At 70.3% G+C, this 23907-nt stretch carries 28 protein-coding genes; 15 read left to right on the forward strand and 13 right to left on the reverse strand.

Going from position 1 to position 23907, the window contains the following annotated elements; all coding sequences use genetic code 11:
• Positions 1–24 precede the first annotated feature (24 nt).
• Entirely contained in the window at positions 25–726 is a 702-nt protein-coding gene (locus COC42_RS08950) for a ZIP family metal transporter (RefSeq protein WP_096342777.1), read from the forward strand.
• A 68-nt stretch (positions 727–794) separates the two neighbouring features.
• Here COC42_RS08950 and COC42_RS08955 read toward each other — a convergent pair whose 3' ends face one another.
• The 5 genes from COC42_RS08955 to COC42_RS08975 all read right to left on the reverse strand — a co-directional run bounded on the left by COC42_RS08955 (position 795) and on the right by COC42_RS08975 (position 4509).
• The gene (locus COC42_RS08955) at positions 795–1454 is read right to left on the reverse strand and encodes a hypothetical protein (protein WP_141395820.1); all 660 of its coding nucleotides are present in this window, start codon (positions 1452–1454) and stop codon (positions 795–797) included.
• A complete protein-coding gene (locus COC42_RS08960; RefSeq protein ID WP_096342779.1) occupies positions 1451–2140 on the reverse strand; it encodes an NnrU family protein in 690 nt (229 codons plus the stop codon). Before COC42_RS08960 ends, COC42_RS08955 begins: the two co-directional genes overlap by 4 nt.
• 37 nt (positions 2141–2177) lie before the next feature.
• Positions 2178–3176, reverse strand: coding sequence for an LLM class flavin-dependent oxidoreductase (locus tag COC42_RS08965; RefSeq protein ID WP_096342780.1), 999 nt, complete (start codon positions 3174–3176; stop codon positions 2178–2180).
• Positions 3177–3343: 167 nt separating this feature from the next.
• A complete protein-coding gene (locus tag COC42_RS08970) occupies positions 3344–3733 on the reverse strand; it encodes a bleomycin resistance protein (protein WP_096342781.1) in 390 nt (129 codons plus the stop codon).
• Positions 3730–4509 (reverse strand): SDR family oxidoreductase, encoded by a 780-nt coding sequence (locus COC42_RS08975; protein WP_096343203.1) that lies wholly within the window; start codon positions 4507–4509, stop codon positions 3730–3732. The genes COC42_RS08970 and COC42_RS08975 overlap by 4 nt, the downstream gene beginning before the upstream one ends.
• Before the next feature lie 53 nt (positions 4510–4562).
• Here COC42_RS08975 and COC42_RS08980 point away from each other — a divergent pair, with 53 nt between their 5' ends.
• Together COC42_RS08980 and COC42_RS08985 are read left to right on the forward strand one after the other, a co-directional pair.
• The gene (locus tag COC42_RS08980) at positions 4563–5318 is read left to right on the forward strand and encodes an ATP-binding cassette domain-containing protein (protein ID WP_096342782.1); all 756 of its coding nucleotides are present in this window, start codon (positions 4563–4565) and stop codon (positions 5316–5318) included.
• Positions 5315–6844 (forward strand): ABC transporter permease/substrate-binding protein, encoded by a 1530-nt coding sequence (locus COC42_RS08985; RefSeq protein WP_096342783.1) that lies wholly within the window; start codon positions 5315–5317, stop codon positions 6842–6844. The genes COC42_RS08980 and COC42_RS08985 overlap by 4 nt, the downstream gene beginning before the upstream one ends.
• Here COC42_RS08985 and COC42_RS08990 read toward each other — a convergent pair.
• Entirely contained in the window at positions 6819–8159 is a 1341-nt protein-coding gene (locus tag COC42_RS08990) for a putative O-glycosylation ligase, exosortase A system-associated (protein WP_096342784.1), read from the reverse strand. The two genes, COC42_RS08985 and COC42_RS08990, sit on opposite strands and share 26 nt — an antisense overlap.
• A gap of 243 nt (positions 8160–8402) precedes the next feature.
• On the opposite strand from COC42_RS08990, the gene COC42_RS08995 reads away from it, so the two are divergent.
• Together COC42_RS08995 and COC42_RS09000 are read left to right on the forward strand one after the other, a co-directional pair.
• A complete protein-coding gene (locus COC42_RS08995) occupies positions 8403–9758 on the forward strand; it encodes a M48 family metalloprotease (protein WP_096342785.1) in 1356 nt (451 codons plus the stop codon).
• The gene (locus tag COC42_RS09000) at positions 9758–10489 is read left to right on the forward strand and encodes a DsbA family protein (protein WP_245843951.1); all 732 of its coding nucleotides are present in this window, start codon (positions 9758–9760) and stop codon (positions 10487–10489) included. Before COC42_RS08995 ends, COC42_RS09000 begins: the two co-directional genes overlap by 1 nt.
• A gap of 93 nt (positions 10490–10582) precedes the next feature.
• On the opposite strand, the gene COC42_RS09005 is transcribed toward COC42_RS09000, so the two are convergent.
• From COC42_RS09005 to COC42_RS09015, 3 genes are all read right to left on the reverse strand, one after another.
• A complete protein-coding gene (locus COC42_RS09005; RefSeq protein ID WP_096342787.1) occupies positions 10583–11341 on the reverse strand; it encodes an MJ0042-type zinc finger domain-containing protein in 759 nt (252 codons plus the stop codon).
• A 96-nt stretch (positions 11342–11437) separates the two neighbouring features.
• A complete protein-coding gene (aroB, locus tag COC42_RS09010) occupies positions 11438–12544 on the reverse strand; it encodes a 3-dehydroquinate synthase (RefSeq protein WP_096342788.1) in 1107 nt (368 codons plus the stop codon).
• Positions 12541–13083, reverse strand: coding sequence for a shikimate kinase (locus tag COC42_RS09015; protein ID WP_096342789.1), 543 nt, complete (start codon positions 13081–13083; stop codon positions 12541–12543). Before COC42_RS09015 ends, aroB begins: the two co-directional genes overlap by 4 nt.
• Before the next feature lie 81 nt (positions 13084–13164).
• Here COC42_RS09015 and COC42_RS09020 point away from each other — a divergent pair, with 81 nt between their 5' ends.
• The 8 genes from COC42_RS09020 (at position 13165) to COC42_RS09055 (ending at position 19543) form a co-directional block, all read left to right on the forward strand.
• A complete protein-coding gene (locus tag COC42_RS09020) occupies positions 13165–13347 on the forward strand; it encodes a hypothetical protein (protein ID WP_096342790.1) in 183 nt (60 codons plus the stop codon).
• Positions 13348–13352: 5 nt separating this feature from the next.
• On the forward strand, positions 13353–15176 hold the full coding sequence (locus COC42_RS09025; protein WP_096342791.1) for a hypothetical protein: 1824 nt from the start codon (positions 13353–13355) through the stop codon (positions 15174–15176).
• Positions 15177–15287: 111 nt separating this feature from the next.
• The gene (locus tag COC42_RS09030) at positions 15288–16184 is read left to right on the forward strand and encodes a tyrosine recombinase (protein WP_096342792.1); all 897 of its coding nucleotides are present in this window, start codon (positions 15288–15290) and stop codon (positions 16182–16184) included.
• Positions 16185–16219: 35 nt separating this feature from the next.
• The gene (locus tag COC42_RS09035) at positions 16220–17170 is read left to right on the forward strand and encodes an acetyl-CoA carboxylase carboxyltransferase subunit alpha (RefSeq protein WP_096342793.1); all 951 of its coding nucleotides are present in this window, start codon (positions 16220–16222) and stop codon (positions 17168–17170) included.
• A gap of 108 nt (positions 17171–17278) precedes the next feature.
• Positions 17279–17623 (forward strand): thiol-disulfide oxidoreductase DCC family protein, encoded by a 345-nt coding sequence (locus tag COC42_RS09040; protein WP_096342794.1) that lies wholly within the window; start codon positions 17279–17281, stop codon positions 17621–17623.
• Entirely contained in the window at positions 17620–18114 is a 495-nt protein-coding gene (locus COC42_RS09045; RefSeq protein WP_096342795.1) for a DUF427 domain-containing protein, read from the forward strand. Before COC42_RS09040 ends, COC42_RS09045 begins: the two co-directional genes overlap by 4 nt.
• Positions 18111–18815, forward strand: coding sequence for an NUDIX hydrolase (locus COC42_RS09050; RefSeq protein ID WP_176484600.1), 705 nt, complete (start codon positions 18111–18113; stop codon positions 18813–18815). The genes COC42_RS09045 and COC42_RS09050 overlap by 4 nt, the downstream gene beginning before the upstream one ends.
• Positions 18816–18844: 29 nt before the next feature.
• A complete protein-coding gene (locus COC42_RS09055; RefSeq protein ID WP_245844018.1) occupies positions 18845–19543 on the forward strand; it encodes an extensin-like domain-containing protein in 699 nt (232 codons plus the stop codon).
• A gap of 49 nt (positions 19544–19592) precedes the next feature.
• Here COC42_RS09055 and radA read toward each other — a convergent pair whose 3' ends face one another.
• On the reverse strand, positions 19593–20963 hold the full coding sequence (gene radA / locus COC42_RS09060) for a DNA repair protein RadA (RefSeq protein ID WP_096342798.1): 1371 nt from the start codon (positions 20961–20963) through the stop codon (positions 19593–19595).
• Between the two features lie 103 nt (positions 20964–21066).
• On the opposite strand from radA, the gene COC42_RS09065 reads away from it, so the two are divergent.
• Entirely contained in the window at positions 21067–21468 is a 402-nt protein-coding gene (locus COC42_RS09065; protein WP_096342799.1) for a hypothetical protein, read from the forward strand.
• Here the strand turns inward: COC42_RS09065 and COC42_RS09070 are convergent.
• Positions 21429–21647, reverse strand: coding sequence for a hypervirulence associated TUDOR domain-containing protein (locus COC42_RS09070; protein WP_096342800.1), 219 nt, complete (start codon positions 21645–21647; stop codon positions 21429–21431). The genes COC42_RS09065 and COC42_RS09070 overlap by 40 nt on opposite strands.
• A 96-nt stretch (positions 21648–21743) precedes the next feature.
• On the opposite strand from COC42_RS09070, the gene COC42_RS09075 reads away from it, so the two are divergent.
• Complete coding sequence (locus tag COC42_RS09075) at positions 21744–22895, forward strand: glycosyltransferase family 4 protein (RefSeq protein WP_096342801.1); 1152 nt, start codon at positions 21744–21746, stop codon at positions 22893–22895.
• 47 nt (positions 22896–22942) lie between these two features.
• Here COC42_RS09075 and COC42_RS09080 read toward each other — a convergent pair whose 3' ends face one another.
• Positions 22943–23263, reverse strand: a complete 321-nt coding sequence (locus COC42_RS09080) for a DUF2218 domain-containing protein (RefSeq protein WP_096342802.1) — start codon at positions 23261–23263, stop codon at positions 22943–22945.
• Positions 23264–23274: 11 nt separating this feature from the next.
• Positions 23275–23853 carry a PadR family transcriptional regulator gene (locus COC42_RS09085; protein WP_096342803.1) on the reverse strand — a complete coding sequence of 193 codons (579 nt, stop codon included), beginning with the start codon at positions 23851–23853 and terminating at the stop codon, positions 23275–23277.
• Positions 23854–23907: the final 54 nt, after the last annotated feature.

Below are 23907 nucleotides of genomic sequence, written 5' to 3' on the forward strand. Positions count from 1 at the left end.
GGCCGGCGCTGACAGCGTGGTGCGATGCTGACGATGGCGATCACCGTGCTCGTCGTCTCGGGCGCGCTGATGATCGGCGCGGCCTGGGGCATCTACGGGCGGCTGCGGCCGGGGCTGGAGGGGTTCCTGATCGCGATGGCGGGCGGGGCGCTGCTCGTCTCGCTCGTCACCGAGCTGGTCGAACCCTCGATCGAGGAAAGCGCGCTGCCCGTCGCGCTCGCCGCGCTGGCGGCCGGGGCGATCGTGTTTGCCCTGGTCGATTACTGGATCGACGAGAAGATCGGCGCCGATTCGGGCGGCGGGCTGCTCGCGGCGATCACGCTCGACGGCGTGCCGGAGAATCTCGCGCTCGGCGTCGCACTGATCGGTGCCGGCGCACCCGAAGTTGCAGCGCTGGCGGGGTCGATTTTCCTGTCCAACCTGCCCGAGGCGGCGGGCGGCGCGCGCGAGATGAAGGAGGGGCGGTCGAAGGCCGCAGTCCTCGGCCTGTGGGCGGCGACCGCGGCGCTCCTTTCGGCGGCGGCGATCGTCGGCAACCTGCTGCTGGTGGGCGCCAGCCCGCATCTCCTCGCGACGATCCGCTGCTTCGCCGCCGGCGCCGTCGTCGCCAGCCTCGCGACCGAGGTATTCCCCAAGGCGTACAAGGAGGATCGCAACTGGGCCGGCATCGCGACCGCGCTGGGGGTCGTGCTCGCCTTTGCCCTCGATGCACTGGGTGGCGGGTAGCGCCTCCAGCCCCCGCACGGATGGCCGCCACCGCCAGATCCCAGCCTTCGCCGGGGTGACGGACTTAGCTATCGCTCCCGATAGCGCGTCCAGTCAGCGGGGCACTGCCTGACCGGCACCGGCTCGCTCTCGCCGCCGTCGATCGTCCAGCAATCCTCGAAAACCGAGCAATAGCAGGCGCGTACCCGCACCTTCCACCGCTCGCGATCGAGCGCCTCGACCAGCCCGCGATTGATCGGCAGGTCGGGCACCGACAGGAAGCGCACGGCGTCGCCGGGCCTCAGCGCGATATTGCGGATCGGCGCGGTGCCGAAGCGCACCGGCGCATCGGGGGCACGCCCGCAACAGCGCGCGAGCAGCTCGGCGGGGGCCGGGACCGGCTTGCCCCTATAGCTCAGCTCGACCGCGCGCAGAAGCGCGGGGCCGACGCCGTTATTGGCGAGCTCGAAGTAGAGCTCGCGCTCGCCCCGCTCGTTGTAATTGCCGGTGGTGTAGCCGAGGAACGGCCAGGCCGAGGCCTGCTGGATCTTCTGCGTCGCCTCGGCCTGGACGAAGGTGCCCCAGGCGACGACGAGCGAGATGACGAGCGTCGGCACGCCCACCAGCAGATGACCGAGTGACAACCATGGGAGCAGACGCAGCACCCGGTCGGCGATCGGCCGCGGCGGCGGGGCAGCCAGCTTCGCCTCGACCGCGGCAAGCCGCTCGGCGAGCGGATCGTCGCTCACGCGCCCACCCAGCGCCAGATGCCCGCCGCCCAACCAGCGAGCGGGATATGCGCCCAGGTCGCGGCAAGCCAGACGACTACCCCGCCCGCCAGGTCGTGCGGCCGGAACCCGCCGAATCGCGCGCGTCCGGCAGCGATGGCGGCGAAGGGCAGATAGCTCGTCCGCGCCTCCCACTCGCGCCACCGCTCCGGCTGGAGCACGCGCTTCTTAGAGTCCTGAAGGGCGGCACCCACCAGCGCGAGGATCGCAATGCCGACGGCCAGCACGACCTGCGCCGGGGTCGGATAGACGAGGATGTGCGCCAGCGCCCACAGGCCGAACGCCCACATCATCGGGTGGCGCGTGACGGCATAGACGCCGCGCGCCGCGGGCACGGGTTTGGCCGCCGCATCGGGGTCAGGCAGCGCCGGATTGCCGATCAGCGAGCCGACCAGCAGCACGCTCGCCAGCAGCATGATCAGGGTCGCGACCGCCCAGAGGCCGTCGCCGACCGGCCAGAGCGGCGCCTGCTCGGGCACCCCCTGCCATGCCAGATAGACCCAGCCCAACGTCGCGAAGGCGACGAGCGAATAGATGCCCATGAACCCGCGCTCGCCGACGCGGCCAACGATCGGCGCGCGCAGCGGGTGCGACAGGAGGAAATGCGTGCCAACGAACGCGGCGACGGCGAAGACGAGTTGCGGCATGACGGCCCCCCTGGATGCGGGACCGTCATAGCAGCTTTCAGGCGGCGACGCGCGCGTCCATCAACTCGGCGGCGATGGCCATGCTGCGCTTGCGCGCCTCGGGGTCGAAGGTCGCGCCGGTCAGGATCACCTCGTCGACGCCTGTCCGCTCGACAAAGGCATCGATCGCCGCCTTCACGGTGCGCGGCGCGCCGATGCCTGAACAGGCGAGCACATGGTCGAGGATCGCATTGCCCTGCGCCCCCAGCCCCTCGCGATAGTCGCGGACGGGCGGCGGCAGGCGGCCGGGATTGCCGGTGCGCAGCGCCACGAAGCTCTGCTCCATCGAGCTGGCAAGGTAGCGCGCTTCCTCGTCGGTGTCGGCGGCGAAGACGTTGAAGCCCGCGGCCATATAGGGCCGGTCGAGCCGCGCCGAGGGGCGGAACAGCTCGCGATAGGCGCGCACCGCCTGATCGAGCGCATCGGGCGCGAAATGCGATGCGAAGGCATAGGGAAGGCCGAGCGCCGCGGCGAGCTGCGCCCCGTAGAGGCTCGAGCCCAGCACCCACATCTCGATGTTGGCGCCCGCGCCCGGCGTCGCTTCGATCCCGGTGCGGCCGTCGTTCGCGAAATAGCTCTGGAGCTCGAGAATGTCCTGCGGGAAAGCGTCCGGGCCGCCCGCGTCGAGCGTGCGGCGCATCGCGCGCATCACCCGCTGGTCCGACCCCGGCGCACGCCCCAGCCCCAGATCGATCCGGCCCGGATAGAGCGCGTCGAGCGTTCCGAACTGCTCGGCGACGGCGAGCGGGGCATGATTGGGCAGCATGATGCCCCCCGCGCCGATCCGGATCGTCGAGGTCGCGGCACCCACATGCGCCAGCACCACCGCAGTCGCGCCGCCGGCGATTCCCGGCATGCCGTGATGCTCGGCCACCCAGTAGCGGGTGAAGCCATGCGCCTCCGCATGGGCGGCAAGGCCGGCGGCTTCGGCGAGCGCGGTGCCGACCGACGAACCCTCGCGCACGGGGACGAGGTCGAGGAGAGAGTATCGGGCCATGCGACGGATGTGGGGATGCGGGGCGTTGGGGACCAGCCAATCTTGGCTTGAGGCCGATAAAGCCCCACCCTTCGTCACCCGGGACTTGATCCGGGGGCCCGCTGCCCTTTGGACGACAGAGAAGAAGAAGCGAGATTGCGGATCAAGCCCGGGATGACAATCCCTGGCTACCGAGCGGCCTGGACCTCCCCCAAACTCCGGTTGTCGATCAGCCGCAGGAGGCTTCCGTCCGGATCGAGCAGATAGGCGATGCGCCCGCCCCATGGCTCGGTCTTCGGCGGGTGGAAACGCGGCGCGCCTTCGCGCTTGTCGGGCACGCCCGCGGCCACCACACGCGCAACCATGTCGTCGAGATCGTCGAGGCGAAGGCACGCGCCGAACGCGCTCTGCGCGGGGTCGAGGTCGGGGAAGGGAAAGAACTCCAGCGCGAGCGTGCCCTTGACCAGGATCATCCAGCCATTGTCGCGGAACCCCCGCGCGAAGCCGAGTGCGGCGTAAAAAGCCTCGGTCGCGTCGAAGTCGCGGGCGGGCAGGTTCGGGTTGGCGCGGTCGCTCACATCCCGCCCCGCGCCATCTGCGCGCGGAGGCGCCCCGGCAGCCAGCGTGCGGCGAAGCGCATGCGCTCGGCGGTCTTGCCGACGACGGTGTGGACGGCGTCCCCATGCACCGCGCGCCACGCCGCCTCCGCCACCTTCTCGACCGGCGTGAACTCCAGGCCGGCGGCGCGCACCCGTTCGCGCGCATTCTCGTTCGATCCCGCCACCCCGGCGTCGAGCAGCGGCGTGTCGATGAAGCTCGGCATCAGGCTACGCACCTTCACCCCCTCGCGCCGCCATTCGCCGTCGAGCGCCTCGGTCAGCCCGCGCACCGCGAACTTGGTCGCCGAATAGACGGCGAGCCCCGCCGAGCCATAGATGCCCGCAGCCGACGCGGTGTTGAGCAGGCACGAGCCCGGCTTGCGCCTCAGATAGGCGAAGCCCGCATGCGCGCCGTTGACGACACCGATGAAATTGATCGCGATGCAGCGGTCGAGCTCGACCGGGTCGGTCGCCGCGAACGGCCCGCCCACAGCGATTCCGGCATTGTTGAACAGCACGTCGATCCCGCCCGCGCCCGCGAAATCGGCAAGCGCGCGGTCCCACTGCTCGCGGTCGCGGACGTCGAGGACATGCGTGCTCGCCTGCCCCGCGGGCAGCTCCGCCGCGACGGCCGCGAGCCCCGCCTCGTTGATGTCGGCGAGCCCGACGGTGAAGCCCCGCGCCGCGAACAGGTGCGCGACCGCGCGCCCGATCCCCGATGCGCCGCCCGTCACGAACAGCCTTTTGCCCGCCATCCTCATCCCTTTCGTTTTGACCTTGGCCGCATCATTCCGCACAACCGGCGGCGATGCCAGCCCCGCCCCGCCTCGCCTTCGAGGGCGTGACCAAAGCCTATGGGGCGATGCGCGCCGTCGATGACGTGACGCTCGCGATCGAGCCCGGCCAGTTCGTCGCGCTGGTCGGCCAGTCGGGATCGGGCAAGTCGACCTTGCTCAAGACGGTCAACCGCCTGATCGAACCCGATGCCGGCCGCGTGACCATCGACGGCGCCGATGTGAGCGACGGTCCCGCCCCAGCGCTTCGCCGCCGCATCGGCTATGTCTTCCAGAATGTCGGGCTATTCCCCCACCTCACGGTGGCGGAGAACATCGCCATGCCGCAGCGGATCGGCGGCGCGCCGGTCGACGTCGCCGCGCGCCTCGACCAGGTCGAGCTGCCGCGCGAGCTGGCGAGCCGTTCCCCCGCGCAGCTGTCGGGGGGGCAGCGCCAGCGTGTCGGCCTCGCCCGCGCGCTCGCCGGGGAAGCCAAGCTGCTGCTGATGGACGAACCTTTCGGCGCGCTTGATCCGCTGACGCGCGACGCGCTGGGGCGGCGGGTGCGGGGCCTGCACGACCAGCTGGGCCTCACCACGCTGCTCGTCACGCATGACATGGCGGAGGCGCTGCTGCTCGCCGACCGCGTGCTGGTGATGGACGCGGGCCGCATCGTCGCCGACGCGACGCCCGCCGAGCTTCTTGCCGGGCGCGGCGGGTCGATCGCCGACGCGCTGGTCGCGGTGCCGCGCGAACAGGCGCGCGCGCTTGCGGCGATGGATCGCGAATGAGCGACGCGCTCGCCCGCGTGCCCGAGCTGCTTGCGGCGCATGTCCTCCTGTCGCTCAGCGCACTGGCGCTCGGCCTGCTTCTCGCGCTGCCGCTCGCTGTCTGGTCGGCGCGGCATCCGGCGGTGGCGCGCGTCGCGCTCGGCCTCGCCAGCCTCGTCCAGACGATCCCGGCGCTGGCGCTGCTCGCGCTCTTCTATCCCCTTCTACTCGCGACCGGCGGTGCGCTGCCGGCGCTCGGCTTCCTCCCCGCGCTCCTCGCGCTCACCCTCTATGCGGTGCTGCCGATCCTCCGGAACGGCGTCACCGGCCTTCTCGGCCTCGATCCCGCAGTGATCGAGGCGGCGGAGGGCGTCGGCATGACCCGTCGGCAGCGGCTGTGGTGGGTCGAGGCGCCGCTGGTCGCGCCGATCGTGATGGCGGGCGTCCGCACCGCGGCGGTTTGGACGATCGGCGCGGCGACGCTCTCGACTACGGTCGGCGCGGCGAGCCTGGGCGACCTCATCTTCGCGGGGCTCCAGACGCAGAACTGGCCACTCGTCCTTGCCGGCTGTATCGCTGCGGCGGGCCTTGCGATGACGGTCGACCTCATTCTGGCCGCGGTCGAACGGGGCCTCGCCCGCCGCCGCCGCTGGCAGGTGCGCGGCGCGCTGGCGGTGCTGGCGGCGGGGATGGCGCTCGCGCTCGCGCCGCTCTGGCCCGTGCGCGGCGGCGACACGGTGACAATCGGTGCCAAGGGCTTTTCGGAGCAGTTCATCCTCGCCCGGCTGATCGGCGATCGGCTAACCGCCGCGGGATACCGCGTGCGCTACAGCGAGGGGCTGGGCTCCTCGGTGGCGTTCGGGCCGGTGGCCAGCGGCGAGGTCGACGTGTCGGTCGACTATTCGGGCACGCTCTGGACCAACCAGATACAGCGCACCGACGTGCCGCCGCGGCCCGCGATCGTAAAGGGCGTCGCCGACTGGGCGGCGCGCGAGCATGGTGTGCGGCTGCTCGGCACGCTCGGCTTCGAGAATGCCTATGCCTTTGCGATGCGCGAGGATCGCGCACGCGCGCTGGGCGTGTCGAGCATCGCCGACCTCGCCCGTGTGGCGCCGCGGCTCGCGTTCGGCAGCGATGTCGAATTCCTCGAGCGGCCGGAATGGCGGTCGGTCCAGGGCGCCTATGGCCTCCGCTTCGCGCGCGCCAATGCCTATCACCCCACCTTCATGTACCGCGCGCTGGCAAGCGGGCAGGCCGACGTCATCCCCGCCTTCTCCTCCGACGGGCGGATCGCCGCCGACAAGCTGCGCGTGCTCGCCGATCCGAAGGGCGCGCTGCCCGGTTATGACGCGATCCTCCTCCTGTCGCCCGCCCGCGCGAACGACGCCCGGTTCGTCGCGGCGCTCCGCCCGCTGATCGGCGCGATCCCGGTCGAGACGATGCGCGAGGCCAATCTCCTCGTCGATCGCGACGTGGACAAGCGCAGCCCCGAAGAGGCCGCCCGCTGGCTCGCCGCGCGGCTCAGGCGGCCGCGGGCTTCGCCCTGACGAAGCCGGTGGGCTTGTCCGCTGCCAGCCGCCGCCGCGCATAGGTGTCGAGCGCGATCTGCAGCCCGAACCACATGTAGAAAAAGGACTGGAAGGCGAGCGCAAGGAACAGCGAGCCGACCAGATAGATGACATGCGCGACCTGCAGCCCAGCGGCGAGGTCGCGGATCCAGCGATCCTCCGGCCCCGCGCGCGCGAAACGGTGGCGCAGCATCTCCATCCGAACGAGGCCGGCAAGGTTGAGCAGCACCCACAGACCGAAGCCAGGGAAGCCGAGCTCGCCCAGCAGCTCGAAATAGCTCGAATGCCAGGCGCGCGCCCTGTCGATCACGCGCATCGACCGGACGGTCCCGTCGGGACCGACATCGACGGTCGTCACCTCGAACTGATTCTGCTGATAGGCGGCGAACCCACCGCCGGAGGGATGTTCGCGCACGAAATCCCAGGTCCATTGCCAGACCCGGATGCGTGTCGAAGCCGACTGGTCGCCCTGATAGCCCTGGATCGTGTCCATCCGCTGCGTAAAGCTCTTGGGCAGGAACGGCACCGCGATCAGCCCGGCGGCGGCGATCAGCGCGATGTAGGTCAGCCGTCGCTTCGTATCGCGCAAGCTCAGGATGATGAGCACGGCCAGGCAGATCAGGCCCGTGCGCGCCTCGGTCCCGACCGGGATCAGCATGCACGCGAAGATGAGGGCATAGCCGAAGGCGCGCACCAGCCCCTTCTGCTCGAAGATCGTCTGATGCTTTACCGCCCAGAGGATCAGCGGGATCATCGCGATCGCGATCGTGGCGATCGTCGAGCCTTCGTAAAGGCCCGCATTGTTGTCGACGCCGAGGCTCAGCGTGCCGTATCCGCCGCCCGACAGCGCGGTCTTGAGGCCGCCCGTGACGATGATCCACCCCGCCGACAGGCTCATGAAGACGACCAGCGCCTCCATGCGAAGTCGCGTACGCAGCGTGAAGGGGAGGAAGATCGCAAAGACCAGCGTCTTCCATACCCAATCCCATTTCTGCGCGGCCTCGATGGGAAAGTCGGCGTCTTTCATCGTCCAGCCGGCCCAGAGCAGCAGCGCCAGCATGATCCCCTGCCGCACGCTGAACCGGCTGCCCTCCTTCGGATCGGCGGCGATCCAGGCGAGGAACGCCGCGGCGAAGAAGATCAGCGAGATGGGGACGCTGGACAGCAGGTAATAGGAAAGCCGCTGCGGCGAGACGAGGTCGATATAGACATAGCCAAGCACCAGCAGGAACGGCCGCCGCAGCCCGAGCAGCAGCAGCGCGCCGAGAAATCCGACGAAGAACAGGTCGCGCATCGGCCGGTCAGCCGATCGCGGAACGGGGCGGGCGCACGCGCATCGATGGGGTCGTAGCGGGAGAGGCGTTGCGACGGCGTTAAGCCTAGCTTGCGTCCATCTGCGTCACCCCAGATCGGATCCGGGATCGCGCTGTCTTCCGCCGTCAGTCAGAGGAAGAAGCGGGATCCCTGATCATGTCCGGCATGACGGGGGCGGATGCCCCGGTTGCGCCTCGCGTCGAATCCGCCGATACCCCGGCCCATGAAGCGCCTGTATGCCCTGTTCGCGCTCCTGATGCTGGTCGCGGTGCAACCCGCGCGGGCGCAGTCGATCCTGCGCGATGCCGAGACCGAGGCGCTGCTCAACGACGCCTCGCGCCCGTTGATCGAGGCGGCGGGGCTCTCCCCGCGCAACGTCCGCATCGTCCTCATCAACGATTCCTCGATCAACGCCTTCGTCGCGGGGGGACAGGCGGTCTATATCCATTCGGGCCTGATCGACGCCGCCGATAACATCAACGAGGTGCAGGGCGTCATCGCGCACGAGCTCGGACACGTGACCGGCGGCCACGCGCCCCTGTCGGGGCAGATGTTCAAGCAGGCGACCGGCATCTCGATCCTCAGCCTGGTGCTCGGCGTCGCGGCGATGGCGGCAGGCGCGGGCGAGGCGGGGGCCGGCATCCTCGCCGCCGGACAGCAGGCGGCGATGGGCAGCGTCCTCGCCTTCTCGCGCAACCAGGAATCGTCGGCGGACGCGGCCGGCGTGCGCTATCTCAACACCGCGAAGATCAGCGGCAAGGGGATGCTCGAGTTCTTCAAGAAGCTCCAGAACCAGGAGTTTCGCCTCGCCATTCCGCAGAACAACCCATACAACCGCACCCACCCCCTGTCGGGCCAGCGTATCGCCAACCTGACCAATGACCTGTCGCAGGGCACCGGCTGGCGCGTGCCGACGCCCGCGGGCTGGGACGACCGGTTCAAGCGCATCCAGGCGAAGCTTCGCGGCTATGTCGACGATCCCAAGGATACGCTCAGGAAATATCCGGCGAGCGACACCTCGATCCCGGCCCGCTATGCCCGCGCCTATGCCTATCACCGTTCGGGCTATCCGACCGAGGCCGCGGCCGAGGCCGCGGCGCTGGTGAAGGCCGCGCCCAACGATCCCTATTTCCTCGAGCTCGAGGGCCAGATCCTGCTCGAATCGGGCAAGCCGGCGGAGGCGCTGAAGGCGCTGCGCGTCGCCACCGCTCGGACCAACTACCAGCCGCTCATCGCCACCACCTTCGGCCATGCGCTCGTCGCGACCGAAGACCCCGCGAATCTGCCGGAGGCGGAGAAGGTGCTTCGGCAGGCGGTGGCACGCGACGACCAAAACCCCTTTGCCTGGTACCAGCTCGGCACCGTTTATGAGCGCAAGGGCGACGGTCCGCGCACCGCGCTCGCCGCCGCCGAGCAGGCGAGCCTGACCGGCGACAATGCCCGTGCTCTGTTTTCGGCGCGCGCGGCGCTCGCCGGGTTGCCGCAGGGTACCCCCGACTATATCCGCGCCCAGGACATCCAGATGACCGCCGAGGTGGCGGTCGAGCAGGACAAGAAGAACAGGCGGCGCGAGCGATGATGGCAAGAATGCTCGGCCGCCCGGTCGTCCTCGTGCTCGCCTTCCTGCTCGCTGGCCTTGCGGGCGCAGCGGTCTATGCGCTCGTCCGCCCCGCCGCGCCCGGCGGCGTGAGCGCCGATGCAGTGCGCGCCGCGCTGCTCGAACGGCCCGAGATGATCCCCGAGGCGATGCAGGCGCTGCGCGACCGCGAGACGGGCAAGACGGTCGCCGCCAACCGCGCGGGCATCGTCACCCCCTTCGGCGATGCGTGGAAGGGGTCGGCGAACCCCGATGTCACCGTCGTCGCCTATATGGACTACGCCTGTGGATACTGCCGCCAGTCGCTGCCGATGCTCGACCGGCTGATCGCGAGCGACCCCAAGGTCCGCGTGGTCTTTCGCGAGCTGCCGGTGCTGAGCGCCGAAAGTCGGGTCGCCGCCGAATGGAGCCTCGCCGCCGCCGAGCAGGGCAAGTTCAGGCCGTTCCACGACACGCTGTTCGCGGGCGGCCAGCTGAGCCAAGGCGCGGTCGATGCCGCGATCGCCCGCGCCGGACTTGACCGTGCGCGCGGCGCCGCCTTCGTCAAGACGCCGGCGGCGGAGCAGGAGATCTCGCGCAACCTCCAGACCGCCGGACAGCTCGGCATGACCGGCACGCCGAGCTGGGTGGTCGGCGATCGCGTGCTGTCGGGCGCAGTGACGCTCGAGGCGATGCAGGACGCGGTAAAGGCGGCGCGGGCGCAGCGGGTGTAACGCGCTCAACCGCACGATTTGCTTACCCCGTTCGTCCCGAGGAGCGACTGGGTCGCCGGCGCTAATCGGGACGAACGGGGTTGGGTTGCCCCTTCAAATCCCGCCAGCGAAGCTCAGGTCGAGCTGCTTCGAGTTCGCCGGCACATCCAGCTTCCCGCTGCTGAACGCCACCGTCGCATTGGGGGCCAGCCGCCGCATCTCGGGCGTGATCGTCCAGCTATAGACGATGCGCCCCTGCGGATCGCGCAGCTCGGCGCGGATGTCGGGCACCGGCTGCGCGCTGGAACTGGGGTTCGACACCTTGCCCGACACGACGAACAGCTCGTTGCCGCTCGACAGGTACCGCCGCTCGATCGCGCGCTCGGTGAAGCGCAGCGGCGTCTCGGCGCCGGGCAGCGGCAGGCCGAGCTGCGCGGCGATGCCGGGCGCGCCGGTATAGAGGATCGCGCCCGCGCCCAGCAGCATCGACGTGCCCGCGATCGCCGCGGCCATCGTCCAGCGCCGCGCGGGATTGCGCGTCGGCTGAAAAGGGGGGCGATGCGCGAAGGGATCGAAGTTCGGATTGTCGATATTGGGATCGACATATGAAAAGACGCGCTCGCTCGTGGCAGGCTCGGGCGCGGCGGCGGGCGGCGCGGGCTTCGGCGCTTCGGCGATGGGCGCGGCCACCGGCTTCGGCGCAGCGGGCTTGGCCTCGACCTTGGGCGCGGGCGGCGGCGCCAGCGCGATCACCGGCGGCGGCTGAAACCAGCTATGCTTGCAGCTCGCGCAGCGGACGGTGCGGCCCTCGGCCCCGATGGCGGTGTCGGGAACCAGGTAGCGCGTGCGGCACTGGGTGCATTCGAGGATCATTTCGGCGACTTTTCAAACCGGCTCGACCGGATCGGCCGGTGCGAATCTAAACATGATGCGCCGCGCGCTGGCAAGAGTCCCTTGAGGATCAGCGACTCAAGCCGGGACGAGCTGCCGGTCGAGGAAGGCCGCCACCTTTTCCAGCGATACGGTGCGGTCGAGATAGGTCGCGCCGATCCCGCGCGCGAGGAGGAAGGGCAGCGTCCCGCCCTCCATCTTCTTGTCGTGTCGCATATGCTCGACGAGGCGCTGGCCGGGCGCGTCGATGCCCGCGGTCGAGAGGTCGTGCGGGAGCCCCACCGCCTTCAGGTGCGCTGCGACACGCGCCGCCTCGGCGGGGTCGCAAATCCCCTCCGCCGCCGAGAAGGCGAAGGCGAGCGCCATGCCCGCCGCCACCGCCTCGCCATGCAGCAGGCGCTCTGAAAAGCCCGTCTCCGCCTCCAGCGCGTGGCCGAAGGTATGGCCCAGGTTCAGGAGCGCGCGCCGCCCGCTCGTCTCGCGCTCGTCCTCGGCGACGATGCGCGCCTTGGCCGCCACCGAATGGGCGATCGCGACCTCGCGCGCCTCAATATCGCCCGCCAGCAGCGCCGCGCCGTTCGCCTCGCACCAGGCGAAGAAGCCGGCGTCGTCGATCAGCCCGTATTTCACCACCTCGGCATAGCCCGCGCGCAATTGGCGCGGCGGTAGCGTCTCAAGCACCAGCGGGTCGATCAGCACGAACGAGGGCTGATGGAACGCGCCGACCAGATTTTTGCCCATGGCCACGTTGATCGCGGTCTTGCCGCCGACCGAGCTGTCGACCTGCGCGAGCAGCGACGTCGGCACCTGCACGAACTTGCAACCCCGCTTCAGGATCGACGCGGCGAACCCGACCAGGTCGCCGATTACCCCGCCGCCCAAGGCAAGGACATGGTCCGACCGCTCGAGCCCCAGATCGAGCAGCCGCTCGGTCACGAAGGCCAGCGTCTCCCAGCTCTTCGACCCCTCGCCCGGCGGCACGACGATCGTCTCGGCAGCAATGCCGGCCGCCGCCAGCGAGGCGACGAGCGCGTCCATCTGCGGCCGCAGATTCTCATCGGTGACGATCGGCATCGGCCGCCCCCTGGCGATCGGCGCGAGCAGCTCGCCCGCCCGGCCCAGCGCCCCCGCCTCGATCAGGATGTCGTAGCCGCGCGTCCCCAGTGCCACATGCACGCTCGTCATCGTTCGATCGCCTCCAATATGGCGTTCACCGTCGCCTCGTGCGGCGCGTCGTAGCTGGTCACGTGGATCGGCGCGAGCGCATAGAAGGGGTTCCGCTTGGCGGCGAGCTCGGTCAGCACCTGAAGCGGATCGCGCCCGCGCAGCAGCGGCCGCGTGTCACGCCGGCTGACCCGGCTGGCGAGCACGCGCGGCTCGGCATCGAGCCAGACGGCGAGCGCATCGCGCAGGATCAGCGCGCGCGTCTCGTCGTTGACGAAGGCGCCGCCGCCGGTCGCGATCACCTTGGGCCGCCCGTCGATCAGCCGCGCGATCACCCGCCGCTCGCCATCGCGGAAATAGGGTTCGCCGAAGCGCTCGAAAATGTCGGCGATCGTCATCCCCGCCGCCGCCTCGATCTCGTGATCGGCATCGACGAAGGGCAGGCCGAGCCGCGCCGCCAGCCGGCGGCCGACGGTCGACTTGCCGACGCCCATCAGCCCGACAAGCACGATCGGTCGGTCAAAGGCGGTTCGGCGCGGGCTCTCACGGGTTTGCAGCATTTGCGCGGGGGCTATACAGCGCCCCTTCGCCTGCGGCAAAAGCCGCGGGGCGTTCGACCGCCCGAAAGGAACCTGTCCCCCGTGCCCCGCTCGTCCCTGTCGCGTTCCGCCTCGTCGCGCCCGTCCCCGGCGCGGCCCTTCATCATCCTCGCCGTCGTCGTGGCGGTGGTGGTCGGCGCGCTCTTCTTCCTGTCGGGCCGCGCGACCGAGAAGCCGCCGGTCACGGTCGAAAAGCCCGTCGCGCTCGAGAATCTGGCGAACTGACGCCGATGCCGGGGCGCTGGGTGGCATCGCTGGGCGCGATCGCGCTGGCGGGGGCCGGCGCGGCGCTGGCCGCCCAGTCGCAGGACCAGGACGCCCCCGAATCGCTGCTGCCCGAGGGGTTCGGCGACCCCGCGCCGCCGCCTCCCGCCGATCGTCCGCGGCCCCAGACACCGCCACCGCCCGCGGGCACGCCGCCCCCCGCATCGCGGCCCGGCGAGATCGTCCAGCCGCTGCCCGGCCTGCCCACCGCACCGGGGCTGCCGACGCCCAGCCCTACGCCGACGCCAACGGCGACCCCGCTGACCGCTGCCGAACTCCTACAGTACGACCTGCCCGACTATGCCCGGCGCTCGACGGCGCGGGTCGGCGCGATCGGGCTCGCTGAGGGGGGCCTGCCCGCCAATGGCTTCGGGCGGAGCGACGGGCGCTTTCTCGAGGGGCTGATGCGCCGCCTCGACGCACCGATCGCCTCGCGCTGGCTGTCGATCACGCTCCGGCGGATGCTCGTCTCGCGGCTCGATACGCCGGCGAACGTGAACGGTGCGGACTTCGCCGCCGAACGGGCCTGGCTCCTCCTGCGTATGGGCGAGGCGCAGGCGGCGCGCGATGTCGTCAACGGCGTCGATACCGAAAACTTCACCCCCAAGCTCGACCAGGTGGCGATGCAGGCGGCGCTCGCGACCGCCGACCCGGCGATGCTCTGCCCGCTCCAGCCCTTTGCGATGGCGCGCACGCGTGACACCGGCTGGCGGCTGGCAGAGGCGATGTGCGCGGGCTTGTCTGGCGAGCCGTCGCGCGCGGGCAAGCTGATCGACGCCGCCCGGCGCCAGCGCGCCGCGACGGGCATCGACCTGCTGCTCGCCGAGAAGGTGCTGGGCGCGGGCGCGCAAGGGCGCCGCGCAGTGACGATCGAATGGGACGGCGTCGATCGGCTGTCGGCATGGCGCTGGGGCCTCGCCACTGCGAGCGGTGTCGCGGTTCCCGACACGCTGCTGGCGAGCGCGGGGCCGCAGGTGCGCGGCTGGGCGGCACGCGCCGCGTCGATCGCGCCGCCCGCACGGCTGCGCGACGCCGACTGGGCCGCGTCGCAGGGCGTGCTCTCCAACCTCGCCATGGTCGATCTGTGGAGTCAGGTCGAGGATGCCGACGGCACCTCGAACAGCGACGCCTCGATCGCGCGCGACCTGCGCGCCGCCTATACCAGCGCCGACATGGCCGAGCGGGTGTCGATCCTGGCCCAGCTCTGGAGCGAGGCGTCGGATCCGCGCCAGCGCCATGCGCGCATGGTGCTGGCCGCTCGCGCCGCCGCGGGGATACGCCCTGCCGAAGCGCAGGCGGCGAGCGCGGGCGACCTGATCGCGTCGATGCTGACCGCCGGGCTCGACCGGCCTGCGGCGCGCTGGCGCCCCTTCGTCGAGGCGGGCAGCCAGGGCTGGGCGCTGATCGCGCTCACCGATCCCGATGCGGGTGCGGCAGTGGGCCAGAGCGAGGTCAACGCCTATCGCGGCGCTGTCGACGAGCGGCGTGCGCAACTCTTCTTCGCGGGGGTAGCCGGGCTCGGCCGGGTCGAGGCGGGGGACATCCCTGCGCTTGCCCAGGCGTTCGGCGTGCCGATCAATGCCGAGAACGGCTGGGTCCGTGCGATCCGCGGCGCGGCCGAGCGGCGCGAGCCGGCGACCGTCGTGCTGCTTGCCGCAGTCGGCATGCAGACCCCCGACTGGGGCGGCGTCGCCCCCGCCGCCCTCTTCCACATCGTCGCCGCGCTCCGTCAGGTGGGGCTGGAGGGCGAGGCGCGAATGATCGCCGCCGAGGCGGTGTCGAGAGCGTGACGCGGCGCTGGCCGTGCGCCCGCGAGTTGCCATCAGACGCCCGTTTTCGCGCAATCGCACGCCGCCCGTATGACCGGCTCCTCTCCCGCGAAGGGACGGACTAGTCGCGCCATGAACGACCCCGTGCTTGTCGACCGCTTCCTTGAAATGCTCGCGGCCGAGCGCGGGGCGGCGCGCAACACCCTTGCGGCTTATGGCACCGACCTTCGCCTCGCCTCCGAAGCGCTCGGCGGCGCGCTGGGTGAGGCCGATGCCGCCGCGCTTTCGCGCCTCGCCGACGGCTGGGACGCGCTCGCGCCGGCGACGGTCGCGCGCAAGGCGGCGGCGCTCCGGCGCTTCTTCGCCTTCCTCCTCGACGAGGGGCTGCGCGCCGACGACCCCTCCGACGCGCTCCCGCGCCCCGGCACCCGCCGGCCGCTGCCCAAGATATTGAGCGCTGCCGAGGTCAATCGCCTGTTCGCCGCGATCGAGGATCGTATCGGCCGCGTTCCGCCCGACCCGCTCGACCTGCGCCTCTCGGCGCTGATCGAGCTGCTCTACGGCTCGGGCCTGCGCGCGACCGAGCTCGTCTCGCTGCCGCGCGGCGCGGTGCATCCCGACCGGCCATTCCTGATCCTCAAGGGCAAGGGCGGGCGCGAGCGCCTCGTCCCCATCTCCGATCGAGCCCGCGCTGCCGTCGCCGCGTGGCGCGCGCATGTCTCCGCCGATGCCGCCTGGCTCTTCCCGTCGGGCAAGGGGCATCTGTCGCGCGTCCGCCTCTACCAGCTGGTCAAGGCACTCGCCGCGGTCGCCGGCATCGCCCCCGACCGCGTCAGCCCGCACGTCCTGCGCCACGCCTTCGCGACCCATCTGCTCGAGGGCGGCGCGGACCTTCGCGCGCTGCAGGCGATGCTCGGCCATGCCGATATCGCGACGACCGAGATCTACACCCATGTCGACAGCCGCCGTCTGGTCGAGCTGGTCAATGCGCGACACCCCCTCGCCGAGCTTCTACCCGGCCCAAGTTGACGATCCCGTGCCCAGCGCCTAACCGCGCGGGTCGAATGGCAAGCTTTCTGGACTTCGAAAAACCGATCGCCGAGCTTCAGGGCCGGATCGACGAATTGCGCGACACCGCGGCCGAGGGCGAGGTCGATATCGACGCCGAGGTCGCGCGCATTCAGGCCAAGTCGGACAAGCTGCTGCGCGAGACCTATGCCCGGCTCACGCCCTGGCAGAAGACGCAGGTCGCGCGCCATCCCGAGCGGCCGCACTTCACCCATTATGTCGCCGCGCTGATCGAGGATTTCATGCCGCTGGGCGGCGACCGCGCCTTTGCCGACGATCAGGCGATCATCGGCGGGCTCGGCCGGTTCCGCGGTCGGCGGGTGATGGTGATCGGCCACGAAAAGGGCGACGACACCGCCAGCCGCCTCCGCCACAATTTCGGCATGGGCAAGCCCGAAGGCTATCGCAAGGCGATCCGCCTGATGCAGCTCGCCGACCGTTTCGGTCTGCCCGTCATCACCCTGGTCGACACCTCCGGCGCCTTCCCCGGCGTGCAGGCCGAGGAGCGCGGCCAGGCCGAGGCGATCGCCCGCGCGACCGAGGCGTGCCTCAATCTCGGCGTCCCGCTCGTCGCCTCGATCCTGGGCGAGGGTGGCTCCGGCGGTGCGGTGGCGCTCGCCGCCGGCAACACCGTCCTCATGATGGAGCATGCGGTCTATTCGGTGATCTCGCCCGAGGGTTGCGCTTCGATCCTGTGGCGCACCGCCGACCGCGCCGCCGACGCGGCCGAAGCGATGAAGGTGACGGCGCAGGACCTCATCTCACTGGGCGTCATCGACCGCGTCGTGCCCGAGCCCCTGGGCGGCGCCCACCGCGACTCGGCCGCGGCGATCCTGTCGCTCGGCGACGCGATCGAGGCGGCGCTGGCGGCGCTCGACGACAAGTCACCTGACGCACTTCGGAAGGCTCGGCGCGAGAAGTTCCTGAAGATGGGTCGGGCGGCCTGATCCTTTCAACCCGCGTCATCGCGGACTTGGATCCGGGATGACGCGAAGAAGAATACCCACCTTTCGCCCGTGCTTGCGCCGCTCGCTGCCGGTCGCCACCTTCAGTCCATGTCCGAACTCACCGTCTTCCACGATGGCGCCTGTCCGCTTTGCGCACGCGAGATCGCGCTCATGCGGCGGCTCGACCGGCGCGGCGCGATCGCGTTCGTCGATGTGGCCGACCCTGCCGCCACCTGCCCGATCGACCGCCGCGCGGCGCTCGCGCGTTTCCATGCGGTCGAGGACGGGCGGCTGCTGTCCGGTGCGGCCGCCTTCGCCGCGATGTGGCGCGCGATCCCGCTCCTGCGCCCGTTCGGGCTCGCCGCGCGCAGCCCTATGGTCCTGAAGCTGCTCGACCGGCTCTACGACCGCTTCCTCACCGTCCGCCCCCGGCTCCAGCGGTGGCTGGCATGAAGCCGATACCCGACAAGGCATTGCCCGGGCAGGAAAGCGTCTGGGACTATCCGCGCCCCGCCATCGCCGAGCCGACGCCGCGGCACCTGATCGTCCGCCATCGCGGGGTCACGATCGCCGACACCCGCCGCGGCATTCGCACGCTCGAAACCAGTCACCCGCCAAGCTACTATTTCCCGCCCGAGGACGTCGCGACCGACCTCTTCATCCCCACCCCGCACCGCAGCCTGTGCGAATGGAAGGGACAGGCGCGCTATTTCAATATTCGCGTGGGGGACGAGACGATCGGCGAGGGCGCCTGGAGCTATCCCGCGCCGACGCCCGCCTTCGCCTCGATCGCCGGCCACTTCGCTTTTTACCCGCACCTCTTTGACACCTGCCTGGTCGATGGCGAGCGCGCGGTGGCGCAGCCGGGCGGTTTCTATGGCGGCTGGGTGACCGCCGACCTCGCCGGACCGTTCAAGGGCGGCCCCGGATCGCGCTTCTGGTGAGCGAACCGATTCCCGCCGCCACGCTCGTCATCCTCCGCGACCGGCTCGGCGGCCCCGAGGTGCTGATGGTCGAGCGCGGACGGATGCTCGCCTTTGCCGGCGGCGCGCTCGTGTTTCCGGGCGGCCGGGTCGATGCCGGCGACCATGCCATCGCCCGCGCGATCGGCGGCGAGCCCGACGACACCGCCGCGCGGGTGGCGGCGATCCGCGAGACGATCGAGGAAGTAGGCCTCGCCATCGGCATCGATCCGCCGCTGGCAACGCATCGCGAGGCGCTGCTGGCGGGCGAGCCGGCGGAGTCGCTGTTGCCTGCCGATGCCTTCAGGCTCGACGCGCTCGTGCCCTTCGCCCGCTGGCTCCCGCTGGGGCTCTCGCATCGTATCTTCGACACGCGCTTCTACCTCGCAAGCGGCGACGGCGAGCCGGTGGCCGATGGCGAGGAGAATGTCCGCGCCTTCTGGACCCGCCCCGCCGAGGTGCTGGCGGGCGACGAGCACGTGATCTTCCCGACCCGTCGCAATCTGGAGCGACTCGCGACCTATGCCAGCGTGGATGCCGCGTTCGCCGATGCGCGCGCGCGGCCGGTGCGGACGATCGTGCCCTTCGTCGAGGATCGCGGCGGCGTCGAGCATCTCTGCATCCCCGCCGATCTCGGCTACCCCGTCACCGCCGAGCCGATGACGTCGGCGAAGCGCGCATGAGCGAGATTCGGCGCATCGTCAGTGCGGTGATGATCGCGGGGCTGATCCTTGCGGCGGCCTTCGCAGTCTATGCCTGGATGAAGAGCCGGCCGCAGGACCTTCCCTGGACTCCGCTCGACCTCGCCCAGCCCGTGGGCCTGTTCACCGGGCGCAAGCTCACCGGCCTGACGCAGGATTTCGCCGAGTGCCGGCGGCTGCTGGCCAGGGCGGGCGTCCGCTACACCGCGCTTGCGCCGGTCGATGCCGGGCCGTCGTGCGGCTATCGCGACGGCGTGCGGTTCGCCGCGGGCGGCGCGCGCGGCATCGCCTTCTCGCCGGCCGATCTCGGCGTCTCCTGTCCGGTCGCGGCCGCGCTGGCGATGTGGGAGTGGAATGTGGTGCAGCCCGCCGCGCAGAAGCATTTCGGAGCCAAGGTCCGGCGCATCGACCATCTCGGCAGCTATAACTGCCGGCGCATGTATGGCCGCGACACCGGCGACTATTCGGAGCACGCGACCGCCGACGCGGTGGACGTGGCCGGCTTCCGCCTGTCCGACGGCACGCGCATCACCGTGCTCGGCGACTGGAAGGACGCGGGCGCGAAGGGCGCGTTCCTGCGCGAGGTGCGCGACGGCGGGTGCGACCTGTTCGCGACGGTGCTGTCGCCGGACTATAACGCGGCGCACGCCGACCACTTCCACCTCGACCAGGCGGAGCGAGGGACAAGCGGCTGGCGGGCTTGCCGCTGACCCGATACTCCTTCGTCATCGCGGACTTGATCCGCGATGACGAAGAAAATCACCGCCCCAGCAGATGCTCGACGAACGTTCCCAGCGTCCGGAACGACTGGAGCCGCATGCCGGCCTCGTCCACGCCCGGCGCCGTCGCCGCCAGCGCCCGCCCGAAGCCGAGCTTGGCCGCTTCCTTCAGCCGCAGATTGGCATGCGCGACCGGCCGCACCTCGCCCGACAGCGCGATCTCGCCAAAGGCCACGGCGTCGATGGGCACGGCGCGCTCGCTGAGCGCCGAGACGAGCGCCGCCGCAACGGCGAGGTCCGCCGCCGGATCGGACACGCGATAACCGCCGGCGATGTTGAGATAGACCTCGGCCGAGGAGAAGCTGAGGCCGCACCGCGCCTCGAGCACCGCGAGGATCATCGACAGTCGCCCGCTGTCCCAGCCCACCACCGCGCGCCGCGGGGTGGCCCCGCTCGCCAGTCGCACGGTCAGCGCCTGCACCTCGACCAGCACCGGCCGCGTGCCCTCCAGCGCAGGGAAGACGACGGTGCCCGTCACCCCCTCGTCCCGGCTGGTCAGGAACAGGCTGGAGGGGTTGGCGATCTCGCTCAACCCCTGCGTTTCCATCGCGAAGACGCCGATCTCGTCAGTGCCACCGAAACGGTTCTTGATCGCGCGGAGGATGCGATATTGGTGGCTGCGCTCGCCCTCGAAGGCGAGCACGGTATCGACCATATGCTCCATCACCCGCGGGCCAGCGAGGCTACCGTCCTTGGTGACATGGCCGACCAGCACCACGGCGGTCCCCCGCTCCTTGGCGAAGCGGATCAGTTCCCCCGCGGCCGCGCGCACCTGGCTGACGGTGCCGGGGGCGCCCTCGATCAGGTCGGAATGCATCGTCTGGATCGAATCAATCACGAGCAGGTCGGGCGGGTTCGCGCCGCCCAGCGTCGTCAGGATATCGCGTACCGACGTCGCCGCGGCGAGCTGCACGGGCGCGTTGCCCAGGCCGAGGCGGCGCGCACGCAGCCGCACCTGGTCCGCCGCCTCCTCGCCCGAGACATAGGCGACCCGCTTGCCCGCGAGTGCCAGCTTGGCGGTGGCTTGCAGCAGCAAGGTCGACTTGCCGATCCCGGGATCGCCGCCGATCAATGTCGCCGACCCCTCGACAAAGCCGCCGCCCAGCGCCCGGTCGAGCTCGGCAATCCCCGTCGCCATCCGGTCGGGCAGCGCCACGTCGGTATCGAGCCCCGAGAGCAGGATCGCGCGCCCGCCCGACTGGAGATTGTGCTTCTGCTGGAAGGGTGTGACCGCGACCGGCGCCTCCTCGACCAGCGTGTTCCACTCGCCGCAATCGGTGCATTGCCCCGCCCATTGCGACGTCGCGCTGCCACAGGCCTGACAGACATAGCGCTTGCGGGGTTTGGCCATGGCGGCGGCTTAGCAGGCGCGGAACGAAAGGGGAATAGATGCCGCTTAACTGTCCCGCAACCGCGACCGCGCTAGACGTTGCCGGGCTGCTGAGGGGCTGTTCGTGTACCGCTATTGTTTCGACAAACCCGCGAATCTGCTCGACATCGAATGGCGCGGCCTGTTCGATGCCGCTTCGATTGCCGCATATGATGCGGCACTGCGCGCCGATTTCGCCGCTCACGGGTTCGAAGCGGGCTATCGCGTGGTCATCGACATGGCGGCGACGGGCGTCCAGCCGCAGGAGGCGCTGCTACAGTTCCGGACGACCTTCGCCGACTTTCCGCGGGCGAGCCGAATCGCCGTTGTCACCCGAAGTGCGCTTCACCGCCTGCAGATCCAGCGCGAGCTGCCCTTCCGGATCGTGCGGATCGTTTCCACGCGCGAGGCGGCGCTCGCCTGGGCGGTCGACGCAATCGAGCCCGATCAGCCCGCGCTCAGCTCGCTGCCGCGCTTGAGCACCTGATCGCCGTCATCCTGCTCGACCAGATAGGCTGGATTATCCTCGGTCCCGTTCTTGACGACCTTCGATCCCTTGATCGTGCGCTGGACGCGGCGCGTGAACTTGTCAGCGACCTTGCCCTTGGCGGTGCCCTTGCCCCATTCCCACTTTACCGTCTGACCCTTGCGAAAGGCATTCGACATTCGGCTGCTCCAATGGCGTGAGTTGCAAAGCTAACCTGTTTTCGGTTGCTTCGTTCCAATGGCCAAAGGTCCGTATCCGGTCTAAGCGAGCGCGCGATGCAGCCTGAAAACCTTCGGATCGCGCTCTATAGCGGCAACTATAATTATGTCCGGGATGGCGCCAATCAGGCGCTCAACCGGCTGGCGGCGTTTCTGCTTTCAAAGGGCGTGACCTATCGCGCCTATTCGCCGACGGTGGCGAACCCCGCCTTCCCCGCGACGGGCGAGCTGGTAGACGTGCCAGCGGTGCCGCTGCCCGCTGGGCGCGGCGAGTACAAGCTGGGGCGCGGCCTGCCCGCCGCGGTGCGCGCCGATCTCGCCGCCTATCGGCCGGATATCGTCCATGTCTCCGCGCCCGACTGGACCGGACACCGGATGCTGACCTGGGCGAAGCGACAGGGCATCCCGACGCTGGCGTCGCTGCATACCCGGTTCGAGACCTATCCACGCTATTACGGCATCGGATTCCTCGAGCCGCTGGCGGTCACACTCTCTACCCGCTTCTACAATCGCGCGGATCGCGTGTTGGTGCCGAGCCCGGGCATGGCGAGCTTGCTGCGCGAGTGGGGCGTGACCAGCCCGATCGGGATCTGGTCGCGCGGGATCGATCACCACCGCTTCAATCCCGGCCGCCGCGACGATGCGTGGCGGCGCTCGTTGGGAATCGGCGACGGTGAGGTCGCTGTGGGCTTCCTTGGCCGGCTGGTGCTCGAAAAGGGGCTTGGCATCTTCGCCGAGGTGGTTGGCGAACTCCGTCGGCGCGGCGTGCCGCACAAGGTGCTGGTGATCGGCGAGGGGCCGGCGCGCGGGTGGTTTGCGGAGCGCGTGCCGGATGCGGTCTTCACCGGCTTCCAGTCGGGCGACGATCTCGGCCGCGCGGTCGCGGGGATGGACGTGTTCTTCATGCCGAGCGTCACCGAGACATTCGGCAACGTCACGACCGAGGCGATGGCCGCCGGCGTCCCCGTCGTGGCCGCACGCGCGACCGGCGCCATCGACCTTGTCGAGGAAGGCGTCACGGGCTTTCTCGTGCCCCCGACCGACATCGCCGCCTATGCCGATGCGATCCAGCGGCTGGTCGAGGACGAGGGTCTTCGCCGCGCGGCAGGCGCTGCGGGGCACCTGGCGGCGCAGAAGTACGTGTGGGACAGCGCGAACCAGGCGGTCTTGGATGCATATCTGGAGCTCATGACGGAACGAGGTCGCTAACCTCTTCTTCACCCCGGACTTGATCGGGGATCGCGCTCCTTTTTCGTTCAGCTGTCGCGCCAATCATATGCCAGCGGCGCCTCGCGAAAGGCGAAGCGGTCGAGGTGGCGTTCGACTGCGCCCTTCAAGCCCTGCCGCTGGCCGTCGGCGCTTGCCCCGATGCGGATCGTCAGTGCCTCTGGAGCCGCATCAAAGGTGACGACCGCATCGCCAGGCCATTCGGCCCCGCGCGCATCCCTGGGAAAGACAACTCGACCGTGGCTGTCGTCGAACTCGACGGCGAGGTTGTGGCTCCAGTGCTTGCAGAGCTGCTGGAGATACTTGGCGCCGCTCGCGGTCGGCACGTCGGTGGTGGTCACATAGGTCATGGGCTCGTCCCTCAAAGCCGCTCGATGCGGCGCGCCGCGTCGTCGAGGATGTCGGTGATCGCATGCAGCGTCTCGATCTCCGCGCCCTGTGCGACGCGGCCAATCACCGCGGCCTTCAGATTGTGCATCGCCCGCCTGACCGGCCCGCCCTCGCCGCGCGCGCGTGCGTCGGACAGGTCGGCCAGCCGTGCCATCAGCGCCTCGACCTGCTCGGCCTGCGCGGCCAGAAGCGCCTCGCCCTCCGCCGTCACCGCAAACAGCTTCTTCGCACCCTCGCTCGCCTGCTGGGCGATCAGCCCCATCTCGTCGAGCAATGTCAGCGTCGGATAGACGACGCCGGGGCTGGGAGCATAGGCGCCGCCCGTCCGCGCCTCGATCTCGCGGATGAGGTCGTAGCCGTGGCGCGGCGCCTCGGCGATCAGCTTCAGGAGGATGAGTCGCAGCTCGTCGCCGTCGAAGCGCCGCCGCCCGCCGCCGCGACGCGGCCCCTCGCCCATGTCGAATTCGACGGTGAACGGCCCGAAGTGCCGCCCGCCGCGCACGGCGAAGCGGCCATGGCCGCTGCCCCGATGATGATGTCGTCCGAACATTGTCGTTCCTAAATGATTCTTGAAGCGCTCAAGATATATCTTGATAGCGGTTGC

The sequence above is a fragment of the Sphingomonas spermidinifaciens genome (genome assembly GCF_002351485.1).
In the GTDB taxonomy this organism is placed as follows: domain Bacteria; phylum Pseudomonadota; class Alphaproteobacteria; order Sphingomonadales; family Sphingomonadaceae; genus Sphingomonas; species Sphingomonas spermidinifaciens.